Here is a 24,496-nt window from a genome sequence, read left to right as displayed (position 1 = left end):
AGTTGATGAGCGGCAAACTCTTTTATCTGATGGGGGCCTCAGGCTCAGGAAAGGACACCCTACTCCAAGGCTGCAGGCAACGTTTAGAACATAGCCATCAAGCATTTATCGCCCATCGCTATATCACCCGTGCTGCCGATGCAGGCGGCGAAAATCATATTCATCTGACAGAATCAGAGTTCCAATTGCGTGTTGATACCGCTATGTTTGCAATGCATTGGGCATCTCATGGTCACTTATATGGAATAGGCAAAGAGGTCGAAATCTGGGTTAAAGCGGGATTAAACGTCATTATTAATGGCTCCCGAGAATACCTGCCAATCGCCATGCAGCAATATGATTTTCTTATCCCCGTGATGATTAATATTAAAACCGAGCTCCTTAGGGATAGATTGCATAAGCGCGGCAGGGAAACAGATCTAGAAATTGAAAAACGTTTAAAGCGCCATGCTGATTTCTTAGATCACATGCCAACAGGCACTATGTATATAGATAACAGCGGGTCTAAAGAAAAAGGAATCGATGCCCTGATGGATATCATCACCGAGCACCGATTTATTCGTTAATCGATACGATCTAGCTTCTAATCCGGTAACCACTTCGGAATATCCAAGCGATGATCGCCATGCAGCTCATCATAAACAGTATGGTCATTCCCAAACTTAGGCCAACATTCACATCAGCCACACCATAGAACGCCCAACGGAAACCACTCACCAAATAAACAACCGGGTTAAATAGTGAGATGGTCTGCCAAGGTTCAGGCAACATATTGATCGAGTAAAACGCTCCGCCTAGGAAGGTCAGAGGTGTGATTACCATCAATGGAATGATCTGAAGTTTTTGGAAATCATCCGCCCAGATACCAATAACAAATCCAAATAAGCTAAAGGTAATAGCAGTAATAACAAGGAAACAAAGCATCCATAGTGGGTGCAAGATAGTGTAATCAACAAACAAGCTTGCCGTAGCCAGAATCAATAATCCCAACATGACCGATTTGGTTGCTGCCGCACCAACATAGCCCGCCACGATCTCAAAAGGTGAAACCGGTGCCGACAACACTTCGTAAATCGTCCCAGAAAACTTTGGAAAAAAGATACCAAAGGACGCATTAGAAATACTCTCACTCAACAGAGACAGCATTAACAGCCCCGGAATAATGAACGCCGCATAGCTAATACCATCAATCTCCCCCATTCTTGATCCAATGGCAGTACCAAAGACAATAAAATAGAGCGATGTTGAAAGCACAGGGGAAGCAATACTCTGCATCAACGTTCGAAAGGTGCGTGCCATTTCGAACTTATAGATCGCTCGAATACCGTAAAAATTCATCACTTACTCCTGCACCAGTTCTACAAAGATATCTTCAAGCGAGCTTTCCGAAGAGTTCAAATCTTTAATCCCAACGCCAAGCTCGTTTAATTTCGCTAACAATTCAGCAACCTGCTCACTTTCACTGGCATCGTAAACATACTGAAGATATTCCCCTGCCTGCTCTAAAGTCAGATTAAAACGATCCAACTCTGAAGGCACTTGCTCCATCGGCTGTTGAAGGTGAATGTGCAGCGACTTTTTACCCAACTTAGACATTAAGGTCGCCTTCTCTTCGATCAGGATGATTTCCCCTTTACGAATCACACCAATTCGATCAGCCATCTCTTCGGCTTCTTCAATGTAGTGCGTAGTCAAAATGATCGTCACGCCATTATCGCGCAGCTCTCTAACCATCTCCCACATATCACGGCGAAGTTCGACATCAACACCCGCAGTAGGCTCATCCAAAAAAAGAATCTCCGGCTCATGAGATAGGGCTTTGGCAATCATCACCCTGCGTTTCATACCACCCGACAGTTCCAGCATCTTAGAATTACGCTTATCCCAGAGAGAAAGCTGCTTAAGGATTTTCTCTATGTAAGCCTTATCAGGAGCCTTACCAAATAAGCCACGACTAAAGTTAACCGTTGCCCATACCGTCTCAAAAGCATCGGTAGTAAGCTCTTGCGGCACTAATCCGATTTTGCTTCGCGCTAGACGGTAATCTTTAGCGATATCATGGTTACCCGCGAAAACCGTGCCAGAGGTTCCACGACTAATACCGCAAATAATACTGATCAGCGTTGTTTTGCCCGCGCCGTTAGGCCCTAACAACGCAAAGATTTCACCTTTGTTGATATCAAGATTCACCGAACGTAGAGCGGTAAACCCAGAATCGTAAGTTTTATTTAAATCCTGCACCTGAATAATCGGCTGCATTAATCGCTAACTCCTGAAGTGGAACCTGTACATGAAAACGCTTTGACAATACTAAAGAAATATCTATCCCTCAGGTAGATATCGCAAAGTAAACACTCTGTTATCAAGATCATAACAATAGCTACTTGACGCAGTTATTAACTAACTTAATCAAAATAAATAGCTGAATTAAATTCACCTAAGCAGAATCTACTTAAGAGGTTCTACTTAGATAATGTCGAGATCAGTCATGTATACTTGATCGCTCTTTCACTTAGACTTCACATTTGTATGTTGTTTGAACTCCTTATTCTCTTCGTAGCAGGCTTTTTTGGTGGTGTTTTAAATGCTATCGCCGGTGGCGGCAGCTTTATTACCTTTCCGGCACTGATGTTTGTCGGTGTACCGCCAATTAGCGCGAATGCGACCAATACATTCTCTGCCTGTGCAGGTTATATGAGCGGAACCTATGCGCTGCGAAAAGATATCAGGCAAGATCGAAAGAACCTCATAAAATTAATCCTGATTAGTTTTATCGGTGGTATCGCAGGTGCAGTGCTACTGCTAAGAACACCTGAAGAAGTATTTCTTGAAGCTGTGCCTTGGTTACTGCTGTTTGCCACGGTTTTATTTATCTTTGGCGGACGACTCAACAGCGCCTTAAAAAACCTTTCGGGCACACATAAACATGCATCAGCAGTAGGAGGTTTTCTTCTGATGTTGCTGCTGTTTGGTGTTTGCCTCTATGGAGGTTTCTTCAATGCCGGTTTAGGTATTATCACGTTGAGCTATTTAGCTTTGGCGGGTTATACCAATATCAATACCATGAACGGTATCAAGCTTTTGGTATCTTCATGCGTATCGCTGATCGCAATTGTGCTGTTTATTATTGATGGAGTCATTGACTGGTACTCCGGTACGATCGTGCTGATAGGTACACTCGCAGGCGGTTATTATGCCGCGCACTACTCACGACAGTTACCACAACAGTGGGTACGAAATTTTGTAATTTTCGCTAGCTGTGGCATCACCGCTTACTTCTTCTACGATGTGTACGGTTAAGCCCTGATAACAGCTATTCAAAACGCCATTCAGTCGATAATCCTGGGATATTGGTGTTAAACGCTTCTGGCGGTAATCTTGATTGTAACTTTTCTAAAAAGACCTTCCAGACTTCTGCAACAGCGACGCTATTCTCTAGCCGTTCCTGCAAGATGAATGAATCGCCTACTCGCAACTCACCTTCTTCTAACACACGGTAGTACCAACCACTGATCGCCTGCGACATCAGTAATGGCGCTATATGGCCGTTGCCGTATTTATGATTCACTTTCCAACAAGGCCTGCGAGGTTGGGACACCTGCACTAAAGCATCACCCACTTTCACAATATCGCCAATATGAACCTGAGTATCATCCACTGATTCACTAGAAAGGTTTTCACCTATCGATCCAGAGATAAAACTATCCTCAAGGTGCGGTAAGGCTTGGCGAAGAGTTGCGTAATTTTCTGAGGGGAATTGATACAGCGCTTTTTCAGGGCCACCATGCACACGCTTATCTACTTGAACATCACCTTCCAGCCCTGTTTTGGTAAGCAAACAACTATCAACTGGCTCTTTGAAGATGCCGCTTGGCGCATCATCTGGGCCAATTGGTTTTAGTTGCCCAATATATAAGCCCTTGATGGTACCTTGATAAATAGACATGTCTCGCCTCCCGAAACGGTGTTGAAACGCAATCCCTTAACCATATACGACCAGAACCGAATTGATCAAATATCAATCAGATTTAAATTCCTTCGATATTGCGAGGGCGTACCCTCCCGCCATCTTGCCCAAACACGTCTTAAGCTTCTTTCAGACTGAAACCCGCAACGTTCAGCAATAACATCTAATGGCAGTTTGGTTTGCTCTAATAACTGACGACCTAGCTCTATGCGTGCCTGCTGTAGGTACTCTTGCAGATTGAAGCCAGTCGCTTGCAGAAATAAACGCCGAAGATGGCGCTCACTTAAGTGAACTCGTTCTGCCAAAAGCGACACATCCCAATCAAAACCGGGCTGCTCCATTATCAGGTCCTGAACTTTGTGCACTCGAGATTGAGTGTGGTTTCGATGATTTAACCAAAAACTCAGCTGCGCTTCCTGACCAGATCGTCGCATATAGATCACCATCTCACGGGCAATTTGTACTGCACGATCCTGCCCCCAATGGTTATCAACTAACTGTAAGCAAAGATCCAACCCTGTAGTGATACCAGCGCTCGTCCATATGTTGCCATCTGTGACGAAAATACAATCTTCCTGTACTAAAGCGTCTGGTGCGATCTGACAAAGTGAGGCAGTAAGGTCATGGTGTGTCGTGCAGCGTTTACCATCTAATAAACCGGCCTTGGCGGCTAAAAGGGAACCAGAGCAGATCCCAGCTAACAGGCCAAACTGAGATTTCACCGAATTTAGCCATTGAATCGCCGCTTGGTAATCAGCCTCATGGAGATGTTTATTTAACTGGCTTGTTCCGATCAATAGTAGCCAGTCGTCTGCATCTAACCTCTCAGGTAAGGGTTCTAGTTTCGCTAAATGTAAGCCTTGCTTGGACTGTAGCTCAGGCTGAGGAGAGATATAGTGCAACTCTATACTCTCCTCTAAAGAAGGATGCGCAAATATCTGAGCAGGCGCTGCCAGATCCAATAAATGAACACGTGGCAACACCAACAGATAAACACGCCTTTTTTTATTCATAGTCTCCAACCATGCGTACATTTGCGAAGCGACCTTGCAAAACCATAGAGGTATGTTTCTTTAACGCCTCTTCACTCACAGTCTCACCGGTAAATGGATTTTTCATAGTGAAGGTATGAGTAGCATCGACCACAAAATCTACCTCATACCCCAAATCACTGCCTACACGCGTTGTGGTTTCACAGCACTGTTCCGTTCTTAAGCCACTCACCAATAGTTTGGTAATCGATTGCCCTTGCAACCACTCGTGCAAACCACTGTCGAGTAACGCATTATGAACGCGCTTGTAAAACACCTTATCTTCATCCTGTTTATGCAGAAAGTCCATCAAACGGACAAAACCGGACTCAACTGAAAATACACCTTTATCTTCATTATGAAGGATAAACACAATTGAGCCACCTTGCGCTCTTACCGCATCAATTAGCCGATTTTGTCTCGCTTCATAATCAGAAAAACCATCATCATACCAATAATCACGATGTTTAAAGGATTCCTGCACATCAACTACTAATAACGCTGTATTTTTCATAACTTAAGCTCCCACGTATTTAATATTTGTGAGCTAAGTGTGAGCTATAACCAAAATTTACATAAGAAAGGCAGCGGCCCAAAATAGGACAATTTCGGCCAAGTAAAAAAACTGCACTTAAATGCAGCTTTTCTAGGTCAGAATAAGTGAAGAAATAGTTAAGGGCAGGTATAGCCGCCATCAATCACCAGATCAGACCCAGTCATAAAAGAAGCCTCATCAGAAGCTAAGAAAACCGTGCCATAAGCGATCTCTTTTGGTTTACCAAAGCGCTTCATTGGTACCATCTCTACTAGAGGCTCCCACGCCTCTTTCGGGACAGAGCTTTCAAAAAGGTTGGTATCAAACATCCCAGGGCAGATTGAATTGATACGAATATTATCACCGACAAACTCAAGTGCCGCGGATTTAGTCATCAAGCGAACAGCACCTTTTGTGCTTTGGTAAGCGGTAGAGGTCCCTGCGCCTGAAATACCATAAATGGATGCAAAATTAATAATCGAACCGCCACCATTCCGTCGCATTGCAGGAATCGCAGACTTCATGCCCAACAAACAGCCCAACTGATTCACACCCACAATTTGATCGAACTTCTCTACGGTATGATCCAATAAACCTGCGTGATAATAGATACCCGCATTGTTGACCAATACATCCAACTTTCCGAAGGCTGCTTCGGTTGCATTTACCGCAGCAATCCACTGAGGCTCTTCAGTAACATCCAAAGCCACCACATCTGCTTTACCACCAGCTGCCCGTATCTCTTCAGCAACACTAACAGCATTATCCCAAAGCCCAGTTGGTTTCTGACCTTCTGCAACAATGGGATCCTCTGGTAAGTTTGCCAGCATTACACTCGCCCCCTCTTCAGCCATCATACGCGCTTGCGCACTACCTAGTCCGCCACCAGCACCTGTAATCAGTACCACTTTACCTTCTAAACGCCCAGCCATATTCAATCCTCCAAACATCATTAATAAGTTAGCTAGGAGTATGTTTGAACGGCTCTCAATCGCCGAGGTAGATAAACACCAAACCATGATCAAAATCGAGCGTTTATAAATCCAGCTCAATAAGCCCTCATAAATTTAGATAAAATTTTAATAAACTTATTCTTTTAAAATCATATAGGTAGCGTAATCTTGAGAAAGGAATAGCAGTAACCGAAATTAACATGATGCAATTGAACCTTATCAAACCTAAATTATCGATTCTCACTGGCTTAAGCCTACTATTGGCTGTGCTTATGAGTCCGCAAATCAGTGCTAAAACCTTCTTTATGGACAAAGATGAAGCACCACCTTCCGGTTACTACAATAACGAGGGACAGCGAAATGAAATCATCAAATCAAAGAAATCAAAACAAAACTTCAGTAGAAAGCACAAAAAAATCGCTGATTATCTGAATAGCGATCAAGAACCGTTAGCCTCTGATGTGAAATGGACGTCAAAGAAAGCACTCCAAATCGGTGTAATACAACTGTATCGATCTGAAGATTATGCAAAGTACGCTTGTAAAGTAATTGATGCTTTCAATCTTGAAAGTAAAGGAGTCAAAGTTCGGGTGATTTTTTTACCCCATCTAGTTGCCTATAACCGCCTAGAGTCACTCGCTGAACATAAGTGTAATTAGTTCATGAAGTTATAACTTCATGACCAACTAAACATTAACTTTGTATTTAAGATCGTTTACCTCATCACCCGTCATACCTCTAAACCCCCACTGGTAAGGTTGCTGCTCTTTGATGATGATTTCGATATCGACGGGCAGTATCCCAAGTTGCTCTTCAATATTTTGGAACAAGGTTTTGATCAATGCTTTCTGTGTATCAACTTTGCGCCCAGCCATCATATTAATCTCGATAACTGTATAGGCATCACTGCGACCACCAGGATAGTAAAAATCTTCTTTATCCATAGAAATAAACCGATGCGCGCGTTTGTCCTCAGGAAATCCCAATACCTCCTGCATACACTGATGAATAACATCCGACAGTTCTGCTTTGATGGGGTTTAGCTGCTGCTCAATTCCGTAGATGACAATCATATGTAAGTCCTAATATTAGCTAAACCAGTAGATAGCTACTCCTTTATAAAAAGTAAATATCATCTTTTTTCTTTATCAATTCATTACATCTACAATTTTTTCTCAAATAAATATTTTTTGAACCTTTCACCCAAAACACTTTCCCAAATAACTCAACTAAATTAATTTTCTTCGAAAATGGCCGTTATAGATAAAATCGCCGACGAAGTTAAAGTGAAAGGATTTATGAAGATCACATCGGATCAGTTGCCACTGCAACAGGGACTTAGTTCAACTCTCAAACCTCAGCAGGTTGAACCTTCTCAAGAACTGAAAAGCCAACTCAAACAGATTAATTCTGTAGAGGTGCAGATAGAACAACTGCGCCAGCAAGATCCGAGTGAGTTTACGCGATTTACTGCATTTGAAGGTAAACATCAGGTCGTGATTCTTCCTGAATCGGAAAAAACCGATCAGATGCATGCGGTCTTGGGCAAGCTATCCCAAGAACAAGGTCAAAACTTAGTTGATCTTGGCATTTTAGAAGATGAGGAGTTCTTAGCGCTTGCACAACAGCTGAGTGAGACCGAGCTAAAACAGTTTGCTAACGCAGCACTGGCTTTACAGACCCCGCCCGATTTTAATTCGTTTGCACTCAATTATTCCTCCGGACAACAAAATGCAAAAGACTTCATCCAAACACTATCGTCTTTGGATAGTGATACGCGTAGCCAAGTGTTGGCAAAAGCGAATGAATTGAGCAGCAAAGTCCCTTTAGCAAATGATGATTCGGTTTACGATTCCGGCGGTCTGCTCAATCCAAGCTCTCCTGCTGCTAACGATATTCATAACTTCGTTACTGCTATCAACAATATCGATTCAGAGCGATTATCAGAAGACACTAACCGTATTTTAGATAACCTCGAAGGCACAGATGAACTGCAACAATCTAATCTATTGCAGCTATTTGGCGGAGACTTAGAACTGAGTTTCCGTTTGTTAGATTCTATAGAGAGTTTTGAGCCTAAAACTAAAGACGCGGTAGTCGGCTACCTTGCTGAGCTTTCCAAAACAGCCACACAACCAGATTCGCCAGAACCTATCATCAACACCTCACAACCCGGAGAGTGGCACGGCGCTGTTTTGAATCATGCTGACGATACCCGTTCAGTTGTTTACGGCATGATAGAAACCTTTGTTTCTCTAACAGAAGATTACACGTTTAGTGATGATCAACTAAAAGAGATGGCCACTGATCTTACCCATCTTGATAGCACCCATCAGCGAGCTTATTTAGAGATCACCTCTACCGGGTTAAATACTCTGGTAGGTGATGACTCTCAACATGACCTATCCAGCAATGACGCTGCGCTTTCAACACTCGATACCCTTAGATCGGATCACAATACTCGAATGCTTGTCGCTGAATCTTATATGGGGGAGAAGAGGATCTCTGATGGCCGAGCATTCTATGAAATTAAAGATCGTGATACAGCCATTCAGGATCAACGCCAAACCATCGAACTCTTAGTCACTCACGCTTGGCTAAATCAAGATGAGCCCGCCCAGACTAAACAATTAGCCAATAACTTAAGTCAGTTAGAGGCCGATCAGCGAGACGATCTAATTAAACAGACCAACCACGCAGGACCAGCAACCTCGCGTTTGGCAGAGCATGATCTAGCGCTATTAGAAGCTGATTTTGAACAGTTCTTAAATCGCACTAATGCGATTATTGAAAGCAAAGCCGTAAAAGACTTAGTCGAGTTTGAATCAGCTCTACCCGAACCGGTAAAAGACGATTTCTGGCAAGCTGCTAGTTTTGTTGAAGATCAAGTAGATCAGCTAGTAGAAACACTAACCCCATTTACCGATAACACCAAAGCGTTCATTTTAGAGAGCATCAACTCGCTAAAAGAAGCTACAGATGAGCAAGAACTAGATATTGATATAGCCAAAGAACAAGCGAAATCGCTTTTAGATTCCATGAGCGAGCTTGTAACAGAATAGCGACAAATAAAAACCACCACTAACCTTTGAAAATCATAGTGTTAATGGTGGCTTTTATCAATTAAGCGACATTCTTAACTTTCAGTTTGCGACCGCGCTTTTCTAACACAAGCGGTACGCACTGCTTATCATCATCGTAAATTACGACACAATCTAAACACTGGAAGCACTCGTTGTAGTCAATCACGCCGCTGCGTGGAATCGCTTGGTATTCACACTTCTGTGTACACAAACGACAGGGCGAGCCACACTCTTCTCGACGTGGCAGCCATTTATAGATTCGCAGTTTACCCAGAACAGCCATGCTCGCACCCAATGGGCAGATATAGCGGCAGTAACCTTTGTAAACAAACAGGCTTAATGCCAATAGCACAACAGCCCACAACACAAATGGCCAAGAGCGATCAAAGATCAGAGTAATACTGGTTTTAAATGGCTCGATCTCTACTACGGAACCTGTCAGCGGAACAGACACAACAGCGACCACTAGAATGAACAGCAGAACCAGATACTTAAGCCCTTTTAGTCTCGCATCGGTTTTCTCAGAAATCTTAATCTGAGGGATTTTCAGGAAGGCTAACACCTTACCGATAAGCTCCTGCAGTGCGCCAAATGGACATAACCACCCGCAGAATGTGCCACGCCCCCAAACAAAGAAGGTAATGCCCACGTAAGCCCAGATAATTACGGTCATAGGGTCGTATAGGAAGAACTCTAAACTACGCCCTGCTAGCCACGCTTGTAGCACACCAGTAATGTTTACAATCGACAACTGACCTTGTGCGTACCAACCGATAAACACCAAGGTATAGACTAGGTATAGCGGTCTAAACCAACGCAGATGCTGCTGACCTTTTGTTAGAAGCTGGTATCGTACCAACACTATCGTCAGAACGAATAAGCCAGCAAGGAGGATGGCGATATCTGTGGTGCGTCCAGCCCAAAGACTGTGCCAAGTTTTGTTATCCGTTTCAGCAGCGATGTAATACTCGTCATCCAACTCAGTTTTGAAATCCAAAGTTTTACTCACTGTTTCTGGATACAACCAACCCTTTTCACGGCTGATATGCAGCTGAAATTCATAAGGGAATGCTGGATCTAAACCTGCTTGTCCTATTACATGAAATGCCTTCCATTCATGTTCCGATAAAGCTTCAGGCAGTTTAATCTTATAGTCCAGCTCATACAGATCGAGCAGATCACTCAAATCGAAATCTCGCATTTCAACCGGCAAACCGGCTTGCTGCAGGCTGATTCGCTCCGGCACTTTACCGCGAACAAAGTCCTCACCCACAAATGAGTAGCGACCGCCACCGACGACTAAGAGAAGCTGATCATTCTCTGCCGTACTCTCTTTTAGATATTCCCAAGCTTCTGGCAATAATAGGTTTCGCCCCACTGATGGCACGCTTAGGTTTGCTACATAGAGTTCTATATAGGTATCTTCAGGTGCTTCTAGGCCTTCTTCGTCAAGACCTTCACCAATCGTATCTTTAAACTGTTGCTCTACCTGATCATTGGTAAAAAGGAATTTTTGAATGAGACCTGCATCGATGAGCTGCTCCCAACTCATCGGCTCAAAAAGCTCTTTATCTAATCGTGCGATCAAATCGGGATCTCGCCCTTTAGCAAAGCCGAGCTTTTCACGGGCTACAGTTAATGATGCTGATAATAATGTCTGGTTTAAAATTCGAACCGATGCCGTCGCCTTAGTCACGCCATCGATATAAGCATTGGCTTTATTCTCACGCTGAGCAACCGTCGGGCTGGCATCGATCTTGATGTTCTGCATCAACGATATGCCAGAGTACTGTTTAGCAAAATCAAAAAGAGGCTTCTCCCCCAAACCTTCAAGAAATACAGGTTCGTGATGAGATAGAACTTTTACGCTGATAAATGATCCCAGCGGGTCCATCGCCACTAAGAGGTTATAAGGCACCCCCGCAAAGCCCGGTACGGCAACCATATCAATCGTTTCATAGGCATAGCCCACCAGCGGCGTATCGGTAGATATCTGCTGGTACAACGGCCATACCGCAAGGGATTCATCTTTATCGCCGACGATATAGGGAGATGGAAAGGCTTTAACAATGTCGTCTTTAGTTAATACGCCAGCGTGCACACTGGAAGAAAGACTCATGACTAACGTGCATACAAACAGCACGGTCAATAAGAAAACATAGCTAAGACTACGATTATAGAACTGATACATGGCTACTTATTCTTGTTATTTTATAACATGCTAACTGCATATTCTCGCTGCAATAATTGCATTTAAGACTTAAACACTGGGGTCTTAAGTACAGTACATCAGCACAAAAACCGGTGCTAAGGTAACACCGGTTGCAATAACTACAGCTTGTTTAAGACTTTGCAGTTGCTGGGCTTATCTGCGCTTCGACTTCCGTAACAATAGATGCGGGGAAACCACTACGCTGCGAATGCTCTTCAATTAAATCAGCGTTAGCGCAGTTATAAACGCAGAAGGTTTTATCGCCTGCAACGTAACTGTAATCCCAAGCGATATCTTTATGTTCGCTCTGCATCTCGGCTAGCACCGCGTTAGATTTTGCTGCAGCAGCTTTTAAAGCATCCGCATCGGCAAAACCGATCTCTGGGATATCACGTTCAATGATGAACTTAGGCATGGTGAATTGCTCCAATTATTGTTTTTGTAATCAATCAGAGCATTGATACTAATTTGAAGTTCACTCTTTGAATGCTATCGAAACCGTAGCATCAAACTACAAATTCTGTAGTTAAGAATAAAAACGAAAAATAGTAGAGATTTTTATGCAGTACATGCAATTTTGCCCAATCGCTAAAGCCTCGGAGCTACTTTGCGAAAAGTGGACGCTTCTTATCGTCCGCGAGCTACTCATGGGTGGAAAACGCTTTAATGACTTTCAGCGCGGCATGGCTGCTATCTCCCCTACGATGCTGACTAAGCGGTTAAATGAACTAACTGCTGCAGGTATTGTGATTCGTAAAAAGATCCCAAACCAACGGGGCTACGAATACTTTTTAACCGAGCAAGGCAAAGAACTTTTACCGATCATTCAGCAAATTGGTGATTGGGGAATGCGTTGGACCCGCGGCCAGATCTCCGACAGCGAACTCGATATTGAATTGCTGATGGTTTATCTCGAACGCAGCATCCAAACCGATAAACTCCCAGACGGTGCAACAACAATCTGCTTTAACTTTAGCGATCGCGAACACTTAGCTAAATGGTGGGTAATGGTCGACGGTAACCATATAGACGTCTGTACCACCGACCCAGGTAAAGAGGTCGATATCTGGTTTAATACCGACCTTCGTACCATGATTGAGATCTGGATGGGTGATAACAGCTATAAAACCGCAATCAGACAACAGCGACTAAACCTAATCGGGCCTAGCTCTTTGACAGCCAATGTCAGCCGCTGGATGAGTAATAGCATGTTTGCCGATATACCGGCGGCTAATGAGATTTAGGTGTGTAGAGAGCATGCCAGTTTGATAAAAATGGAAATTTAGACGGGATTGGCTTGCAAGGGACGCTACTACCAAACTGAAAATACACCATTAAAACAAATCCCAACGATGACTCGTAACACGCCAAGCGCTGGGTGTCAGCCTTAAATGCTTTTTAGCGAGCTGTATAAACTTTGTAGTTGTCTTCTTCTGTATTTTCTGATGAAAGTTCAAAATCATGACTTCTTAAAACTCTATCGGATTCCCGATTAGCCAATTGGAAGAGTTTTGTTGCCAGTTCATCAATACTAACTTGGTGCTCACTTAAACTACGCTCTAACTCTTCTAACATTCGTCGCCTTTGCATGAGCTCATTCTGCATAATTTCAATCCCTTCCTGAGGATCTTGAAGGTCAGCCACACCACCTGCTGTTAATTGCCACAATGTTCTGTTATTCATGCAGCCTCCTTGTCTTCAGTTTTAGATTTACCTTTATCATAGTCATACATTGACAAAACATCTTGTATTTCAATCAAACTAACTCTCATAGAAACGAGAATAGACAGTATATACATAATAGGTTTAACTATTTCACAATAGGAGTCAGCCATATCATCATTATTAAACATATGACTTCTGTTAGTATATATATTCGCTATACATACAATAATACCATCATCTTTTTCTGGTTTATCTATTCTGCCCTTTTCAGAAAATAGCCCACCAACATGATATTTATATATAGGAATGGATAATATTGATTTGGTTGAATCTTTCTCATAATATTCATACAAATTTTCAGTAAACTTTCCGTTAATATAATCTCTATGCATAGGGGATTCTTTTAGATCCTCTATTGTTGACTTCACTTGGTTCTTGAGTTCAGGAATATATACAGGCCTCTTCAACTGCCGCGCCAATGGTGCCCCATGAAGATTAGGCTGTTTAGTTTCATCGCCCAGTGCTGAATCTACCTCAGAGTAAGGCATGCAAATTGGCACACCTGGCTTTGATTCTGCTTTTTTAGGTAACGCTACACTCAACTCTTGCTCATTAACCAATATATAGTCACTTTTTTCTAATCGAGAACGCCAGTTATCGTTGAACAAAAAAAATGGTGATTTAATCACTGAATTTATATTAAAGGCATAACCACCATTATTTGGCTTAGGGCCTACAATATCACTTTTTTCAAACTCTTTTAAAACGCTTTTAGCTGGTGCCAAGTTAAAAAAATTAGCTCTATAGGTAACATTATCATTATCCCTGTCATCCCAATTGCTTGCGATGTTCAACAAGGAGTTTAAACAAGAACGTTTCGCTGATCGCAAAGAGTTTTCCAATAAAGCGAAGTTCTCCAATTTGTCTTTTGGTGAACTTGATAGTTGGTTTAATATTAATTGCCAGTCTAACATACAGGTCTTTAATACCTGCATAAGCTCAACTGTGTCTTGAGCTGCTAATTTAACTGCATTTATAGGAGGCCTAGACTGTTCTTCTCTATTTTTTCTTTGTTGCCCTATGTAGTGATATATACCGATAACAACACTACAATATACTGTAACAAAAAAGCTAAGAGTCTCCCAAGACACGGGAATTTCAAAATCAAAAACTTGCTTTTTAATATCAGAACCAAACACCGAAACAGAAGACGCCCACAAAATACTAACCATTATGAAAATTAAATTCCCATAACCTGAATGAAGCTTAGCCGACCATTTTTTCACAAATTCACGATCAGTATTACTAAGAGCATGTTTACATATACGATATGCTAAATATGCAAGTAGCACGATAACTATTACATAAAGTGAAAGAGCATCATATGCTTTAGAAAATAGAACAATCCATTTTTCTTTATCTAATTCCAGTTCCAGTTCCAATTCAAATTCCATTCCCAAAAAACATAAATTCTAGCGATTATAACGAACTTGTCGCGTATGATAAACGCTAAAGTAATGCAGCAATCTAGTAGCTAAACCACACTGAAGGTTCTCCAGCCGCAAACAACTTTGATAAATTTGTTATGCTATATCAAAACCAGTCTCGGGAGAAGTGGATACCCCCGTGCCCTTTGAGCCAATAGATAGCCGATATAGCACCCGCTAGAGCTGTCATTGCTATAACCCCCTCTCTCGACTCATTGGATAACGCTCGACTAAGTGGCACGAAAAGAGCGTCCTAATTTAAGCACCTTGTTATTCATATTTATTTTGGTAGCACTTCATTAGTTGCAAAAGATAATCCCTCACCAGCTTGATTGATTATAGCCACTGTAGTACCTAAATTTGCCCGAATGAAAGATGTATTAGATTGCCCTTTTGATACTTCTTCTCAAATGCGATCTACTTGCTTTGAAAGCGATTCAGGTTTTAAGGACTGGTTCCATTGTAGGATTGATAGTATTGCAGCAAGTGTATGATTCCACAGCTCCGGGCAAAGAACTTTTAGTTGTTCGATAGCTTCTATTGAAAGCTGGATGTTGTTGGTGATGGTGGCTTCTTTGATCTTCGGTGAACCAGCAATAATAAAATTCTCGCTACCCAAAGTGCCTGAACTGGAAATCCAAAATTGGCCAATTTTTTCATCGCCTAAGTTGGTAAAAAAGTTTGGTTTTATTATCTGACGCGGCAGTCCTACTAGCTATGCATCACACTTCTATATGAGGGCCATATACAACCTTAACATCACCTTTCAAAAAAGATGTAGGAATATGAAAAGGAAGGATAAATTATGAAATGCTAAAGATTCTTCCGTGACAAACCGCGTATATGCTTTATCGAGTGATATACATCCCCATAAACAAAGGCTCCGTATATCTACCCACGCTAGACTTCCATCTGTCTGATTTACTTACTTTTTTAACTTAATCTTGGTTGCAAAACAAGCAATCTGGGCCGGAAAACCTATCAGATTCGTTCACTTATTTTGCCAAGTAATAAATATACTGTATGGGACACCAGCCTTTTCACTTAAAAAAATAGCCCGCTTTGGGTTCAAAGCGGACTATTTTTAAGGCCTGATATGTAGAAAGCTATCAATCAATGAAAAAGCTGCGTTATCAGCCATTCTAGACAACAGTTAAGTTTTAAACTGTGCGATCAGCTGATGCAGATTACCCGCAGATTGCGATAGGTGTTGTGTCGCTTGTGCGGTTTCACCAACACCTGTGGCATTCTCAATTGCTAATTGGTGAATGTAATTTACGTTCTCGCCAATTTCATCGGCCACGCAAGACTGCTGCTCTGTAGCACTGGCAATTTGCAGCATCATCTCACTGATACGCTCTGCACCGGCACCTATAGAGATAATCACATCATTCATCTCTTTTGTGCTTTGAAGTGAAAGCTGAGTTTTCTTGATGCTCACATTCATAGATTCACTTGCTCGACGAGTACCCTCTTTTAGCTGGGTAATAATCGATTCGATATCGCGTGTTGAATCCTGCGTTCTTTGTGCGAGAGAGCGAACCTCATCAGCAACCACTGCAAAACCTCGACCATGATCACCTGCCCTCGCCGCTTCTATCGCAGCATTTAACGCTAATAGGTTGGTCTGTTCGGCAATACTTACAATCACGGCTAAGATAGAGTCGATCTGGGCACTGTACTCTTCTAGATTTAAGATCGCTTGATTGGACTGATCCACCTCATGAGAGAGTTCAGTCACCGATTTCATGGTTTGCTCAATACCTTTTTGAGCAGCTAAAACCTCACGAGACGCATTAGATGTTGCATCGGAAACATTCTGAGCGTTTGAGGCAACCTCTTGAACCGTTGCCACCATCTGCACCATTGCCGCAGAAATCTTTGTTAATTCGTTTTGTTGTAGCTCAGTATTGGTATGAGTTTGCGTAGTAATAACTGATGTTTCTTCACTACTACGTGCCATCTGCTCGCTGATACTGATCATATCGGCAACCATTTTGCGTAGATTCTCCGCCATAATAGCCATAGAGCTATAGGCGCTGCCGTGTTGCTGATTTGCATCAATGGCTAAGGTTAAATCCCCGGATGCGATAGTGTCCGCTACCTGCTTCATTTCATGTGGTTCGCCGCCTAATGGGCGCGTAATTGATCGAGCAAAAACATAGGCTACTGCAATGACGATAACCATGGAGATCAACACCGTGACCAACACTGTCATCTTTAAACCTGATACGGATTCAAGTGCTTCGGCTACGTCAATTTCTGAAATTAGTGCCCAAGTAAGATCACCTACCTTCACAGATGTATACGCCGACAATACAGGGTTACCGTTGTAATCAATCAGCTCTGTAACGCCTTCGTTATTACTTAAAGCTTCGCGAACGGATACTGAATCAATACCATTTTTCGCCACCGTTCCTGCAAATGAGGCGATTACAGAGTGGCCTTCTGGATCTAAAAATGAATCAGAACGCATGCGCTTATCAGAGCCAACCAAATATGATTCACCTGTTTCTCCCATACCATCGCGCTCTTGCATAATCGCACCGATCTTTTCGATCGATAGCTGTAACGCTACTACGCCAGCAAACTGACCGTTCTGTTGGATTGGGTAGGCAATAAAACTGGCCGGTGCATTTGCACTAGGTGCGTAAGGTGCAAAATCTTCTAGTACAAAATTGTTCTTATCACGGGCATTGCGAAAAGCCTTGGCTAGACCTGAGTCTCTATAAGGGCCTGATAAGAGATTTGTTCCGTAATCCGCTTCGCGTGTCACTGTATAGAAGACAGTGCCCGCGGGGTTGATTAGGAAAAGGTCATAATAATCGTAGGCGTTTATATACTTTGCGAAGAAGCTACCATCGCCCCCTTCTACACCAAGCATCTGTTCAATGCTATCTAGCGTATGGCCTGCTGAAGTCATGGAATTGATCATCTCAGAGAGCATCATCACATCACCTTCACGCTCAGCAAAGTAAGACTCTATCTGATTTTGCTTAATGCTGCGTACCGCTTCTAGCTTATTAAGCGCTTGATCACTTAAGCTGCTACTACTGGTATAGGTAAGAAATGCTCCCAAAATCAGCATAGGCACAATACCGATCGCTAAGAAAATAATGGTGAGCTTGCGAGATAGCGTCATCTTAAAAACTCCATTTTGATTCAACATCCTAAAAGCAGGACCCGCAGGCTGCCATAGTTTTTAATCAAAACCTATAGAGAGCTATCCATTTAAAAACTTCTAATATATTTTATTAATATTTTCTAAAATAATTTAAAAATGGTTATTTATAGATATTTTAAAAGGAGATTAGGGATTTTCTTTGCATTGTTTTGGTGCGCAGATTTTTCACATAATCGTTTGACACTATACTAAAGAACATAACAAACAGTACTATTTAATGCACATAAATCAGACTTGTAACAACCAATTACTACACTTTCCTATAGAGAATAAGGTAGCAAATATAATTTAGAGCTAACTAAATTAGCAGATCTGTTGAAATAAATATTTAAGAAGCCTGTAATTAAATATAAATATTAATGGATTAAGAATAGCTTATTTAGAATAAAAAGATTCAAAAACAAAAAGTACAAATAATATTTATGAAGCTTTCTTCGCAAAGGAAAAATTATTTTTACCTTCGGTTTTTACGCAGTACATCGCCTTGTCTGCGAACTGTATTAACTCTTCTGGATCAAGAGCATTATCAGGGTAGAGTGAAATACCGATACTCACACCAATATGGATCTCTTCATTCCTATCATACAAGTAACTATTTTTAATGCGATCTAATACTGTTCTAGCAACCTGGCTAGCGTCATTTGGCTGATTTATTTCACTAAGTAGAATAATAAATTCATCACCACCTATTCGAGCAACAGTATCAGACTCCCTCACGCTGCTTTTGAGTCTTTGCGCGGTCTCAATCAATACTTTATCACCCACATCATGACCAAAGTTATCATTGACCTCCTTAAAACCATCCAGATCAATAAACAACACTGCCGCTTGCTGGTTATTACGCTTGGCTAAATCAAGCACCTTACTCAACCGGTCCATACATAAGCTACGCGTAGGCAAGCCTGTCAACGTGTCATGGGTAGCGTGATATTTAAGCTTTCGTTCGTTTTCTTTACGCTCAGTAATATCTTCTTGTAGCGCAACATAGTTAACTATTTTGCCTGAGGCTGAGGTGATTGGGTGAATAGACGCGCGCTCCCAATAAAGCTCTCCTGACTTTTTCCTATTCTGGAATTCGCCGTGCCACTCCTGCCCGTGCTGTAATGTTTCCCAAAGCTCCCTGTATTGTTTTATCGGTGTGTTGCCCGATTTAGTCATGTTACTTTTGTGACCCACAGATTCTTCCCTGCTGTATCCGGTAAGTTCCGTGTATTTTTCATTCACATACTGAATCATCCCATTGGGATCAGTAATAATGACCGACGCAGGGCTATGCTCTACAGCTAATGATAATTTGCGTAATTGAGACGCTTGTATTTTTTGCGCTCGGTTTTGAGCCTGAGAAAGACTGACGGTTAATGCTGTTAACCAGATTGCAACCACCGCCAGCATTCTGTTTGTGATAACAACCCAGTCTTGCCCACCTTCTGGGGAGAAATGGTAACCCACATATACCAAGGCGGTCGCAATGATAGCCAAACCAAGCGTGTACTCACGCCTAGGGAAGAGCTTGCCCGTCAATACAAAGAAGATATAGGGCAAGCCACACGCCACCCCAAGCGGTAAAAGAAGGTCAAGGCTAAACAGGGCCACACCCAAAGATAAGGTAAATAGAACAAGAACAACGGTGACCTTGCTCTCTTCTACCATTGATAACCCCCGACTGATCAAACGATCGGTTTGAACACGTTGTCTATTTTTGTATGACAAAGACAAATGCCATAGAAATAGTGAACCAAATCCTATTGCAACGACAGACACCGCACCCGCTTGTGAAGCGGCTTGGATAAACGGTCCTCTCATCTCCTTAACATCAATTTTTGCAACCAATCCAGCCTCTAGTTTTGGAATAGGTGTATACGCAGCCAAAACATTGGTTCCCCGATAATCAACATCAGGTGTCATCCCTGTTCTACCTGCTAAAGCCTGCTTAATCGCGTTGGAACGCGGCTCAGCCACATGGAAACTGCTTATTTGGCCATCTGAATTCCTAGGTTGCGTGAGATAGGTAATTTGATATTCATCGAAACGGCCAATTAGATATTCTCCGCTTTCACCGAATCCAGGGGATTCTTGGAGCGCGGTACTAACTTGCTTTAACGTTGCCGCAAACGCCCCTCCTGGGAAGTCAGCATCGTTATATTTTGCGTCGAAGTCAGCCACGGAATTGATCAAGCTAGCCTGAGTTTCAACCATATCTAAAAGACTTGCCCTTTCAGTATCCCTAGCATATTGATAGAGCAGCCCTAACGAACTGATCATTACCGCAAATGCCACTGCAGCAAGAAGTAACGAACGATATATTAACCACTCTTTAGCGCTGGTTCCGGACTTCAAGGCGAAGGTTTCTTGGTTAGAATGGTCTTCCTCTTCTATCTGGCTAATTAACAGAGTTCCCAAAACAATAATAAATAGAGCTATCAGCGCTGCATTAATGCTCGCATCAATAAAGGGCTCTTGAACTTCCGTCAAATCAATTTTTGCTACGATACCTATATCCAATACATGTATAGACTGATAAGCAGCTAAAACTTTTCGGGACTCATAGTCGAGGCCTATTATGGTTCCTGACTGATCATTCAGTGCTCGGCGCATGGGTTCTGCAGCACTCTCATTTATAGGTATTGGCTGAGGGGGCTGATTGAGTTTGCGCGAGCTCATTAAAAATTCTATATTGCCACCGTTTAATCTCCCGACAACAAACTCCCCCGTTTCGCCAAAACCATTCTTCAATTCAAATGAGCTTCGAACTTGGCTCAGGGTCGCACCTACTGCACCTTCAGGGTGGTCTACGCGGCTATATTGCGAATCAAACGCAGCGATGGCATTGATGAGGCGGGCTTTACTGGACACAAGAGAGACAAGACGAGACTTCTCAACCTCAACCGCTGATTTGTACAAGATGCCAATAGAAGCAATAGAAGATATCGCTCCGACTAACATCATTATTATAATTATGGACCAGAAGTGCTTTCGCGATTCTCTTTTAAAGACCATTTTAGCAACCGAGTAGAGTTCCCAAATGCTTACATAGCCCCTTCTCTTCTCACACTATGTAATCAAACAATGGGTATAGATTTACTATAGACGCTAAACCGCTTATTTCTATGGGGTTCAGTATGAACTTAAGGCCTAAAAAAACAGTCATAAAGGCGGCATATGTTCATTTTTTAAACAAAAATAAAAAATAGTGTAGCAAGCCAAAAACTTAATACGGATCAGATCAGAATTTGGATCTTTAAAAAGATACAAATCCAATCAACACCCGATTTGGTGACTTGAACAGAATTAAGAAACTAAACTTTCAAACCGTTCTGAATGCATAGCTGCAATAAAAGATCTTTAGCCTCTTTCCAAACGTAAGAGGATATCTGAAACTACACCAGCCAGCGTTTATGCCTATTTATGGAGCTACAATGATCGACCCAACTGCTACAAATAATGAACCAGCTATCATTACACTTGATGACCTTGCAGCTCTGGCCGACTATTCACTTTTAGAAACGCTCAATGCTGATCCAGATGCTACTGAAAACGGTATTGATCATTTCCCAAGAGAGATTTTTTATGGGCATTACGTGCCAGTAAACCCAACACCCATCAGTGATCCTGAGTACATCGCGCATAGCCATACGCTCTTTCAAGAATTAGGTTTTAATGACGCTTTAGCACAATCAGATGGTTTCAAGCGAATGTTCTCTGGCGACCTTTCTCAAGCACCAGAACCTTTACGTAAACAAGGCTGGGCCTGTGGTTATGCTCTTTCCATCTACGGAAATGAGTACTATCAACAATGCCCATTTGGCACAGGTAACGGATATGGAGATGGTCGAGCAGTCTCTGTTTTAGAAGGCATCTTCAACGATAAACGTTGGGAGATGCAGCTTAAGGGCGGCGGTCAAACTCCATATTGCCGCGGAGCAGATGGCCGTGCAGTTTTACGATCAAGTGTGCGTGAGTTTTTAGCGCAAGAGCATATGCATGCCCTCGGCGTACCGACATCAAGATCATTGAGCCTTTATGCTTCGAAATCTGAAACGGTCAGACGCCCGTGGTATTCCGAAGGCTCTCGTTCGCAAGATCCTGACATCATGGTCTATAACCCGGTTGCGATCACCACACGTGTTGCCCCATCCTTTATTCGTGTCGGCCAGTTAGAGCTCTTTGGTCGTCGTGCTCGCAAACAAGAGCATCCTAAAGCGCTAGAAGAACTCAAAATGTTGGTTCTGCATTTGATTGACCGCGAATACAGCGACGAAATCGATCATGACCTATCGTTACCAGAGAAAGCACTATTATTAACACAAGCTTTCCGTGACCGACTTACTTCATTGGTAAGTAACTGGATTCGCGTAGGCTACTGCCAAGGCAACTTTAATAGCGATAACTGTGCTGCGGGTGGTTTTACCTTAGATTATGGTCCTTACGGTTTTATGGATGAGTTTGATCCACAATTCCAACCTTGGACCGGTGGCGGGCATCACTTCTCCTTCCTAAATCAGCCTCTAGCCGCCGAACAGAACTTCCATATGTTCTGCGTAGCCTTAGCTCCCCTTTTCCAAACGGCTCCCGAAGGAATAGAACAGCTAAGTGAAATCAGAAACGGTTTTGCAGAAGCAATGAGCAACAAAATGGAAGCGATGTGGGCCGCAAAACTAGGGCTGGATAAATTTGAGTCTGATCTACAGAAAGAGCTGTTAGCTCTGATGACGCAGACCCAAACTGATTACACACTCTTCTTCCGTGAACTATCCAACCTGCCAGAGAGCCTAGAGCCATTAACAAATAGCTTTTACCAAACGCCATCTAGCAAACTAAGCGAACGCTGGGAAGATTGGCTTAAGCGATGGAACACCGCTGTAGAGCAGGCTAATACCAATCTGAATCGTTCGCCAGAAGAGTGTATTCAGCAGATGAAACAGGTAAACCCTAAATACACTCTACGTGAGTGGTTCGTACAACCTGCTTATCAGCAAGCGACTGAAGGTAATTACGAACTAATCAGAGAACTACAGGAAGTAATGACTCAGCCTTACGCTGAACAATCACAAGAAGTGGAAGATAAGTTTTATAGATTAAGACCAGAAGAACTTAATCAGCTAGGTGGTTTATCGCATTACAGTTGTTCTTCTTAAAGATTTAAGCTGAGCCCAAAAGTCCCAATATATAAACAATAATGCCAATATTGGGACTAATCAGAGTGTTTTCTGATAGTTCCAGTGCATATCAGCCTACGAAAGTAACCAGACTTTTCACTAGATAACTGCTGCAGGCGAAGGAAATCCTTGAGGCAGAAACACTTCACCATGAGGTCCAAGAACTTTTTATAGATTACAAACCAGTATTAGCTGATAAACAGTAGGGTAGATTTTATCTCAACCTTAGCTTTTCAAGTATCTGATAGCACTCAATGGATATAATTGGTAGTTCTTTTACGAGTTCATTTACTGGAAAATTAACTTTAGGCCAACTATCGTGGTGACAGAAACTACGAATTTCGCTAGTCAATTTTGCTTCATCCCAATCAGGCCATTCTGGGTTCTTTTCAATTAAAACACTTACCAAATCTGCGAACTGGACAACTAAAACTAAGTTCCTCAATTCTGCTGACACTTCGTTGTGTTCGTTTATCTCGTAATTATGGTGATAACGAATCATGTCTACAATTACTTTCGGCAACTGCCATTTCTTCGCCGCAATAAAGCCAGCATCTGCATGGGTAAAACCAAGTACTCCTTTCTCTACCTCAGGTAATTCTATCGGCGTGTCCCAGCCCTTAGCATCTACGACATCAATGGCTTTAGCTGTCATTTCAAACAGTACAAATCTTCCTATGTCATGTAACAAGCCTGAAGTAAATGCCAGCCCTTTATCCACGTTAAAATCTTTTAGATGGATCGCCACAAACTTCGCAATATGAGCTGTTTCAATTGAGTGCTGCCAAATGGCTTTTTGCTGATCTGTTACGGGGGTGAAAACTCGAGCAACCGATAATGTTGTTATAATCGATAATATTTTATCTGTCCCAACCCGGATCAGTGCTTCATGCAGATCAGTTATGACATGGGAATGTACCGAAGAGGCTGAGTTAGCAATTTTAAGTACTCTTGTTGCCAGCGGAGGGTCTGCTTGAGACAACTCAGTTACTTTGTCATAAAAGAAGGGGGAGTCTGTATCAAGCGCCATCAAATCACAAACAACAGAAGGCAGAAGCGGTAACTGTTGAATACGCTCTTCTATTCTTGATAAAGTGAGTTTTCTTTTCTTAGTTGTCACTTTCAACGCTCTCATTCTTTAAAAAACACTTCGACCTGTTTCGCCGTCAAGAGTTTTTAATAAAAATAGCCATATACCAGCATACATCCTCTGTTTTCAGTAT

General features: G+C 42.4%; 20 protein-coding genes. 6 read left to right on the top strand and 14 right to left on the bottom strand.

The features are described from left to right. The first annotated feature begins 5 nt into the window (after positions 1-5). Positions 6-566, top strand: a complete 561-nt coding sequence (gene phnN / locus ACMXYT_RS07045) for a phosphonate metabolism protein/1,5-bisphosphokinase (PRPP-forming) PhnN (RefSeq protein ID WP_415900934.1) — start codon at positions 6-8, stop codon at positions 564-566. Positions 567-576: 10 nt separating this feature from the next. On the opposite strand, the gene ACMXYT_RS07040 is transcribed toward phnN, so the two are convergent. Together ACMXYT_RS07040 and ACMXYT_RS07035 are read right to left on the bottom strand one after the other, a co-directional pair. Then, positions 577-1,338 (bottom strand): ABC transporter permease, encoded by a 762-nt coding sequence (locus tag ACMXYT_RS07040; protein ID WP_415884386.1) that lies wholly within the window; start codon positions 1,336-1,338, stop codon positions 577-579. Between the two features lie 3 nt (positions 1,339-1,341). Beyond that, positions 1,342-2,259 carry an ABC transporter ATP-binding protein gene (locus tag ACMXYT_RS07035; protein WP_415912089.1) on the bottom strand — a complete coding sequence of 306 codons (918 nt, stop codon included), beginning with the start codon at positions 2,257-2,259 and terminating at the stop codon, positions 1,342-1,344. Between the two features lie 270 nt (positions 2,260-2,529). Here ACMXYT_RS07035 and ACMXYT_RS07030 point away from each other — a divergent pair, with 270 nt between their 5' ends. Continuing rightward, a complete protein-coding gene (locus tag ACMXYT_RS07030) occupies positions 2,530-3,300 on the top strand; it encodes a sulfite exporter TauE/SafE family protein (protein WP_415896059.1) in 771 nt (256 codons plus the stop codon). 13 nt (positions 3,301-3,313) lie between these two features. Here the strand turns inward: ACMXYT_RS07030 and ACMXYT_RS07025 are convergent, their stop codons facing one another. The 4 genes from ACMXYT_RS07025 to ACMXYT_RS07010 all read right to left on the bottom strand — a co-directional run bounded on the left by ACMXYT_RS07025 (position 3,314) and on the right by ACMXYT_RS07010 (position 6,465). Beyond that, positions 3,314-3,946 (bottom strand): MOSC domain-containing protein, encoded by a 633-nt coding sequence (locus ACMXYT_RS07025; protein ID WP_415912088.1) that lies wholly within the window; start codon positions 3,944-3,946, stop codon positions 3,314-3,316. Between the two features lie 65 nt (positions 3,947-4,011). Further along, positions 4,012-4,980, bottom strand: a complete 969-nt coding sequence (locus ACMXYT_RS07020) for a GlxA family transcriptional regulator (protein WP_415912087.1) — start codon at positions 4,978-4,980, stop codon at positions 4,012-4,014. Further along, positions 4,973-5,512 (bottom strand): isochorismatase family protein, encoded by a 540-nt coding sequence (locus ACMXYT_RS07015; RefSeq protein WP_415912086.1) that lies wholly within the window; start codon positions 5,510-5,512, stop codon positions 4,973-4,975. The genes ACMXYT_RS07020 and ACMXYT_RS07015 overlap by 8 nt, the downstream gene beginning before the upstream one ends. Before the next feature lie 158 nt (positions 5,513-5,670). Further along, a complete protein-coding gene (locus ACMXYT_RS07010; protein WP_415912085.1) occupies positions 5,671-6,465 on the bottom strand; it encodes an SDR family NAD(P)-dependent oxidoreductase in 795 nt (264 codons plus the stop codon). Positions 6,466-6,758: 293 nt separating this feature from the next. Between ACMXYT_RS07010 and ACMXYT_RS07005 the strand changes: the two genes are divergently transcribed. Continuing rightward, positions 6,759-7,145: a hypothetical protein gene (locus ACMXYT_RS07005; RefSeq protein ID WP_415912084.1), complete on the top strand. Its 387-nt coding sequence runs from the start codon at positions 6,759-6,761 to the stop codon at positions 7,143-7,145. 27 nt (positions 7,146-7,172) lie between these two features. Here ACMXYT_RS07005 and ACMXYT_RS07000 read toward each other — a convergent pair whose 3' ends face one another. Continuing rightward, positions 7,173-7,559, bottom strand: coding sequence for a tautomerase family protein (locus tag ACMXYT_RS07000; protein ID WP_415912083.1), 387 nt, complete (start codon positions 7,557-7,559; stop codon positions 7,173-7,175). Between the two features lie 225 nt (positions 7,560-7,784). On the opposite strand from ACMXYT_RS07000, the gene ACMXYT_RS06995 reads away from it, so the two are divergent. Further along, a complete protein-coding gene (locus ACMXYT_RS06995; RefSeq protein ID WP_415912082.1) occupies positions 7,785-9,548 on the top strand; it encodes a hypothetical protein in 1,764 nt (587 codons plus the stop codon). A 61-nt stretch (positions 9,549-9,609) separates the two neighbouring features. On the opposite strand, the gene ACMXYT_RS06990 is transcribed toward ACMXYT_RS06995, so the two are convergent. Both ACMXYT_RS06990 and ACMXYT_RS06985 read right to left on the bottom strand, forming a co-directional pair. Beyond that, the gene (locus ACMXYT_RS06990; RefSeq protein WP_415912081.1) at positions 9,610-11,760 is read right to left on the bottom strand and encodes a 4Fe-4S binding protein; all 2,151 of its coding nucleotides are present in this window, start codon (positions 11,758-11,760) and stop codon (positions 9,610-9,612) included. Positions 11,761-11,911: 151 nt separating this feature from the next. After that, positions 11,912-12,196, bottom strand: a complete 285-nt coding sequence (locus ACMXYT_RS06985; RefSeq protein WP_415912080.1) for a nickel-binding protein — start codon at positions 12,194-12,196, stop codon at positions 11,912-11,914. A 145-nt stretch (positions 12,197-12,341) separates the two neighbouring features. Here ACMXYT_RS06985 and ACMXYT_RS06980 point away from each other — a divergent pair, with 145 nt between their 5' ends. After that, positions 12,342-13,025 carry a winged helix-turn-helix transcriptional regulator gene (locus tag ACMXYT_RS06980; protein ID WP_415912079.1) on the top strand — a complete coding sequence of 228 codons (684 nt, stop codon included), beginning with the start codon at positions 12,342-12,344 and terminating at the stop codon, positions 13,023-13,025. Positions 13,026-13,179: 154 nt separating this feature from the next. On the opposite strand, the gene ACMXYT_RS06975 is transcribed toward ACMXYT_RS06980, so the two are convergent. The 4 genes from ACMXYT_RS06975 to ACMXYT_RS06960 form a co-directional block, all read right to left on the bottom strand. Continuing rightward, on the bottom strand, positions 13,180-13,464 hold the full coding sequence (locus tag ACMXYT_RS06975; protein ID WP_415912078.1) for a hypothetical protein: 285 nt from the start codon (positions 13,462-13,464) through the stop codon (positions 13,180-13,182). After that, positions 13,461-14,888 carry a hypothetical protein gene (locus ACMXYT_RS06970; RefSeq protein WP_415912077.1) on the bottom strand — a complete coding sequence of 476 codons (1,428 nt, stop codon included), beginning with the start codon at positions 14,886-14,888 and terminating at the stop codon, positions 13,461-13,463. The genes ACMXYT_RS06975 and ACMXYT_RS06970 overlap by 4 nt, the downstream gene beginning before the upstream one ends. A 1,198-nt stretch (positions 14,889-16,086) precedes the next feature. Next, complete coding sequence (locus tag ACMXYT_RS06965; protein WP_415912076.1) at positions 16,087-18,075, bottom strand: methyl-accepting chemotaxis protein; 1,989 nt, start codon at positions 18,073-18,075, stop codon at positions 16,087-16,089. Positions 18,076-18,537: 462 nt separating this feature from the next. Further along, positions 18,538-21,063 (bottom strand): diguanylate cyclase domain-containing protein, encoded by a 2,526-nt coding sequence (locus ACMXYT_RS06960; protein WP_415912075.1) that lies wholly within the window; start codon positions 21,061-21,063, stop codon positions 18,538-18,540. Between the two features lie 470 nt (positions 21,064-21,533). On the opposite strand from ACMXYT_RS06960, the gene ACMXYT_RS06955 reads away from it, so the two are divergent. Then, on the top strand, positions 21,534-23,252 hold the full coding sequence (locus ACMXYT_RS06955) for a protein adenylyltransferase SelO (RefSeq protein ID WP_415912074.1): 1,719 nt from the start codon (positions 21,534-21,536) through the stop codon (positions 23,250-23,252). A 235-nt stretch (positions 23,253-23,487) separates the two neighbouring features. Here ACMXYT_RS06955 and ACMXYT_RS06950 read toward each other — a convergent pair whose 3' ends face one another. Continuing rightward, on the bottom strand, positions 23,488-24,393 hold the full coding sequence (locus ACMXYT_RS06950) for an HDOD domain-containing protein (protein ID WP_415912197.1): 906 nt from the start codon (positions 24,391-24,393) through the stop codon (positions 23,488-23,490). Positions 24,394-24,496 lie beyond the last annotated feature (103 nt).

Origin of the sequence: Neptuniibacter sp. QD37_11, from assembly GCF_047778105.1 — a bacterium.
Lineage (GTDB): Bacteria > Pseudomonadota > Gammaproteobacteria > Pseudomonadales > Balneatricaceae > Neptuniibacter.
This window is presented reverse-complemented; position numbering and strand designations above follow the sequence as displayed.

Coding starts and splice junctions, on each gene's coding strand:
- phnN (WP_415900934.1), top strand. CDS start 6: ATGAGCGGCAAACTCTTTTATCTGATGGGGGCCTCAGGCTCAGGAAAG.
- ACMXYT_RS07040 (WP_415884386.1), bottom strand. CDS start 1,338: ATGAATTTTTACGGTATTCGAGCGATCTATAAGTTCGAAATGGCACGC.
- ACMXYT_RS07035 (WP_415912089.1), bottom strand. CDS start 2,259: ATGCAGCCGATTATTCAGGTGCAGGATTTAAATAAAACTTACGATTCT.
- ACMXYT_RS07030 (WP_415896059.1), top strand. CDS start 2,530: ATGTTGTTTGAACTCCTTATTCTCTTCGTAGCAGGCTTTTTTGGTGGT.
- ACMXYT_RS07025 (WP_415912088.1), bottom strand. CDS start 3,946: ATGTCTATTTATCAAGGTACCATCAAGGGCTTATATATTGGGCAACTA.
- ACMXYT_RS07020 (WP_415912087.1), bottom strand. CDS start 4,980: ATGAATAAAAAAAGGCGTGTTTATCTGTTGGTGTTGCCACGTGTTCAT.
- ACMXYT_RS07015 (WP_415912086.1), bottom strand. CDS start 5,512: ATGAAAAATACAGCGTTATTAGTAGTTGATGTGCAGGAATCCTTTAAA.
- ACMXYT_RS07010 (WP_415912085.1), bottom strand. CDS start 6,465: ATGGCTGGGCGTTTAGAAGGTAAAGTGGTACTGATTACAGGTGCTGGT.
- ACMXYT_RS07005 (WP_415912084.1), top strand. CDS start 6,759: ATGAGTCCGCAAATCAGTGCTAAAACCTTCTTTATGGACAAAGATGAA.
- ACMXYT_RS07000 (WP_415912083.1), bottom strand. CDS start 7,559: ATGATTGTCATCTACGGAATTGAGCAGCAGCTAAACCCCATCAAAGCA.
- ACMXYT_RS06995 (WP_415912082.1), top strand. CDS start 7,785: ATGAAGATCACATCGGATCAGTTGCCACTGCAACAGGGACTTAGTTCA.
- ACMXYT_RS06990 (WP_415912081.1), bottom strand. CDS start 11,760: ATGTATCAGTTCTATAATCGTAGTCTTAGCTATGTTTTCTTATTGACC.
- ACMXYT_RS06985 (WP_415912080.1), bottom strand. CDS start 12,196: ATGCCTAAGTTCATCATTGAACGTGATATCCCAGAGATCGGTTTTGCC.
- ACMXYT_RS06980 (WP_415912079.1), top strand. CDS start 12,342: ATGCAGTACATGCAATTTTGCCCAATCGCTAAAGCCTCGGAGCTACTT.
- ACMXYT_RS06975 (WP_415912078.1), bottom strand. CDS start 13,464: ATGAATAACAGAACATTGTGGCAATTAACAGCAGGTGGTGTGGCTGAC.
- ACMXYT_RS06965 (WP_415912076.1), bottom strand. CDS start 18,075: ATGACGCTATCTCGCAAGCTCACCATTATTTTCTTAGCGATCGGTATT.
- ACMXYT_RS06960 (WP_415912075.1), bottom strand. CDS start 21,063: ATGATGTTAGTCGGAGCGATATCTTCTATTGCTTCTATTGGCATCTTG.
- ACMXYT_RS06955 (WP_415912074.1), top strand. CDS start 21,534: ATGATCGACCCAACTGCTACAAATAATGAACCAGCTATCATTACACTT.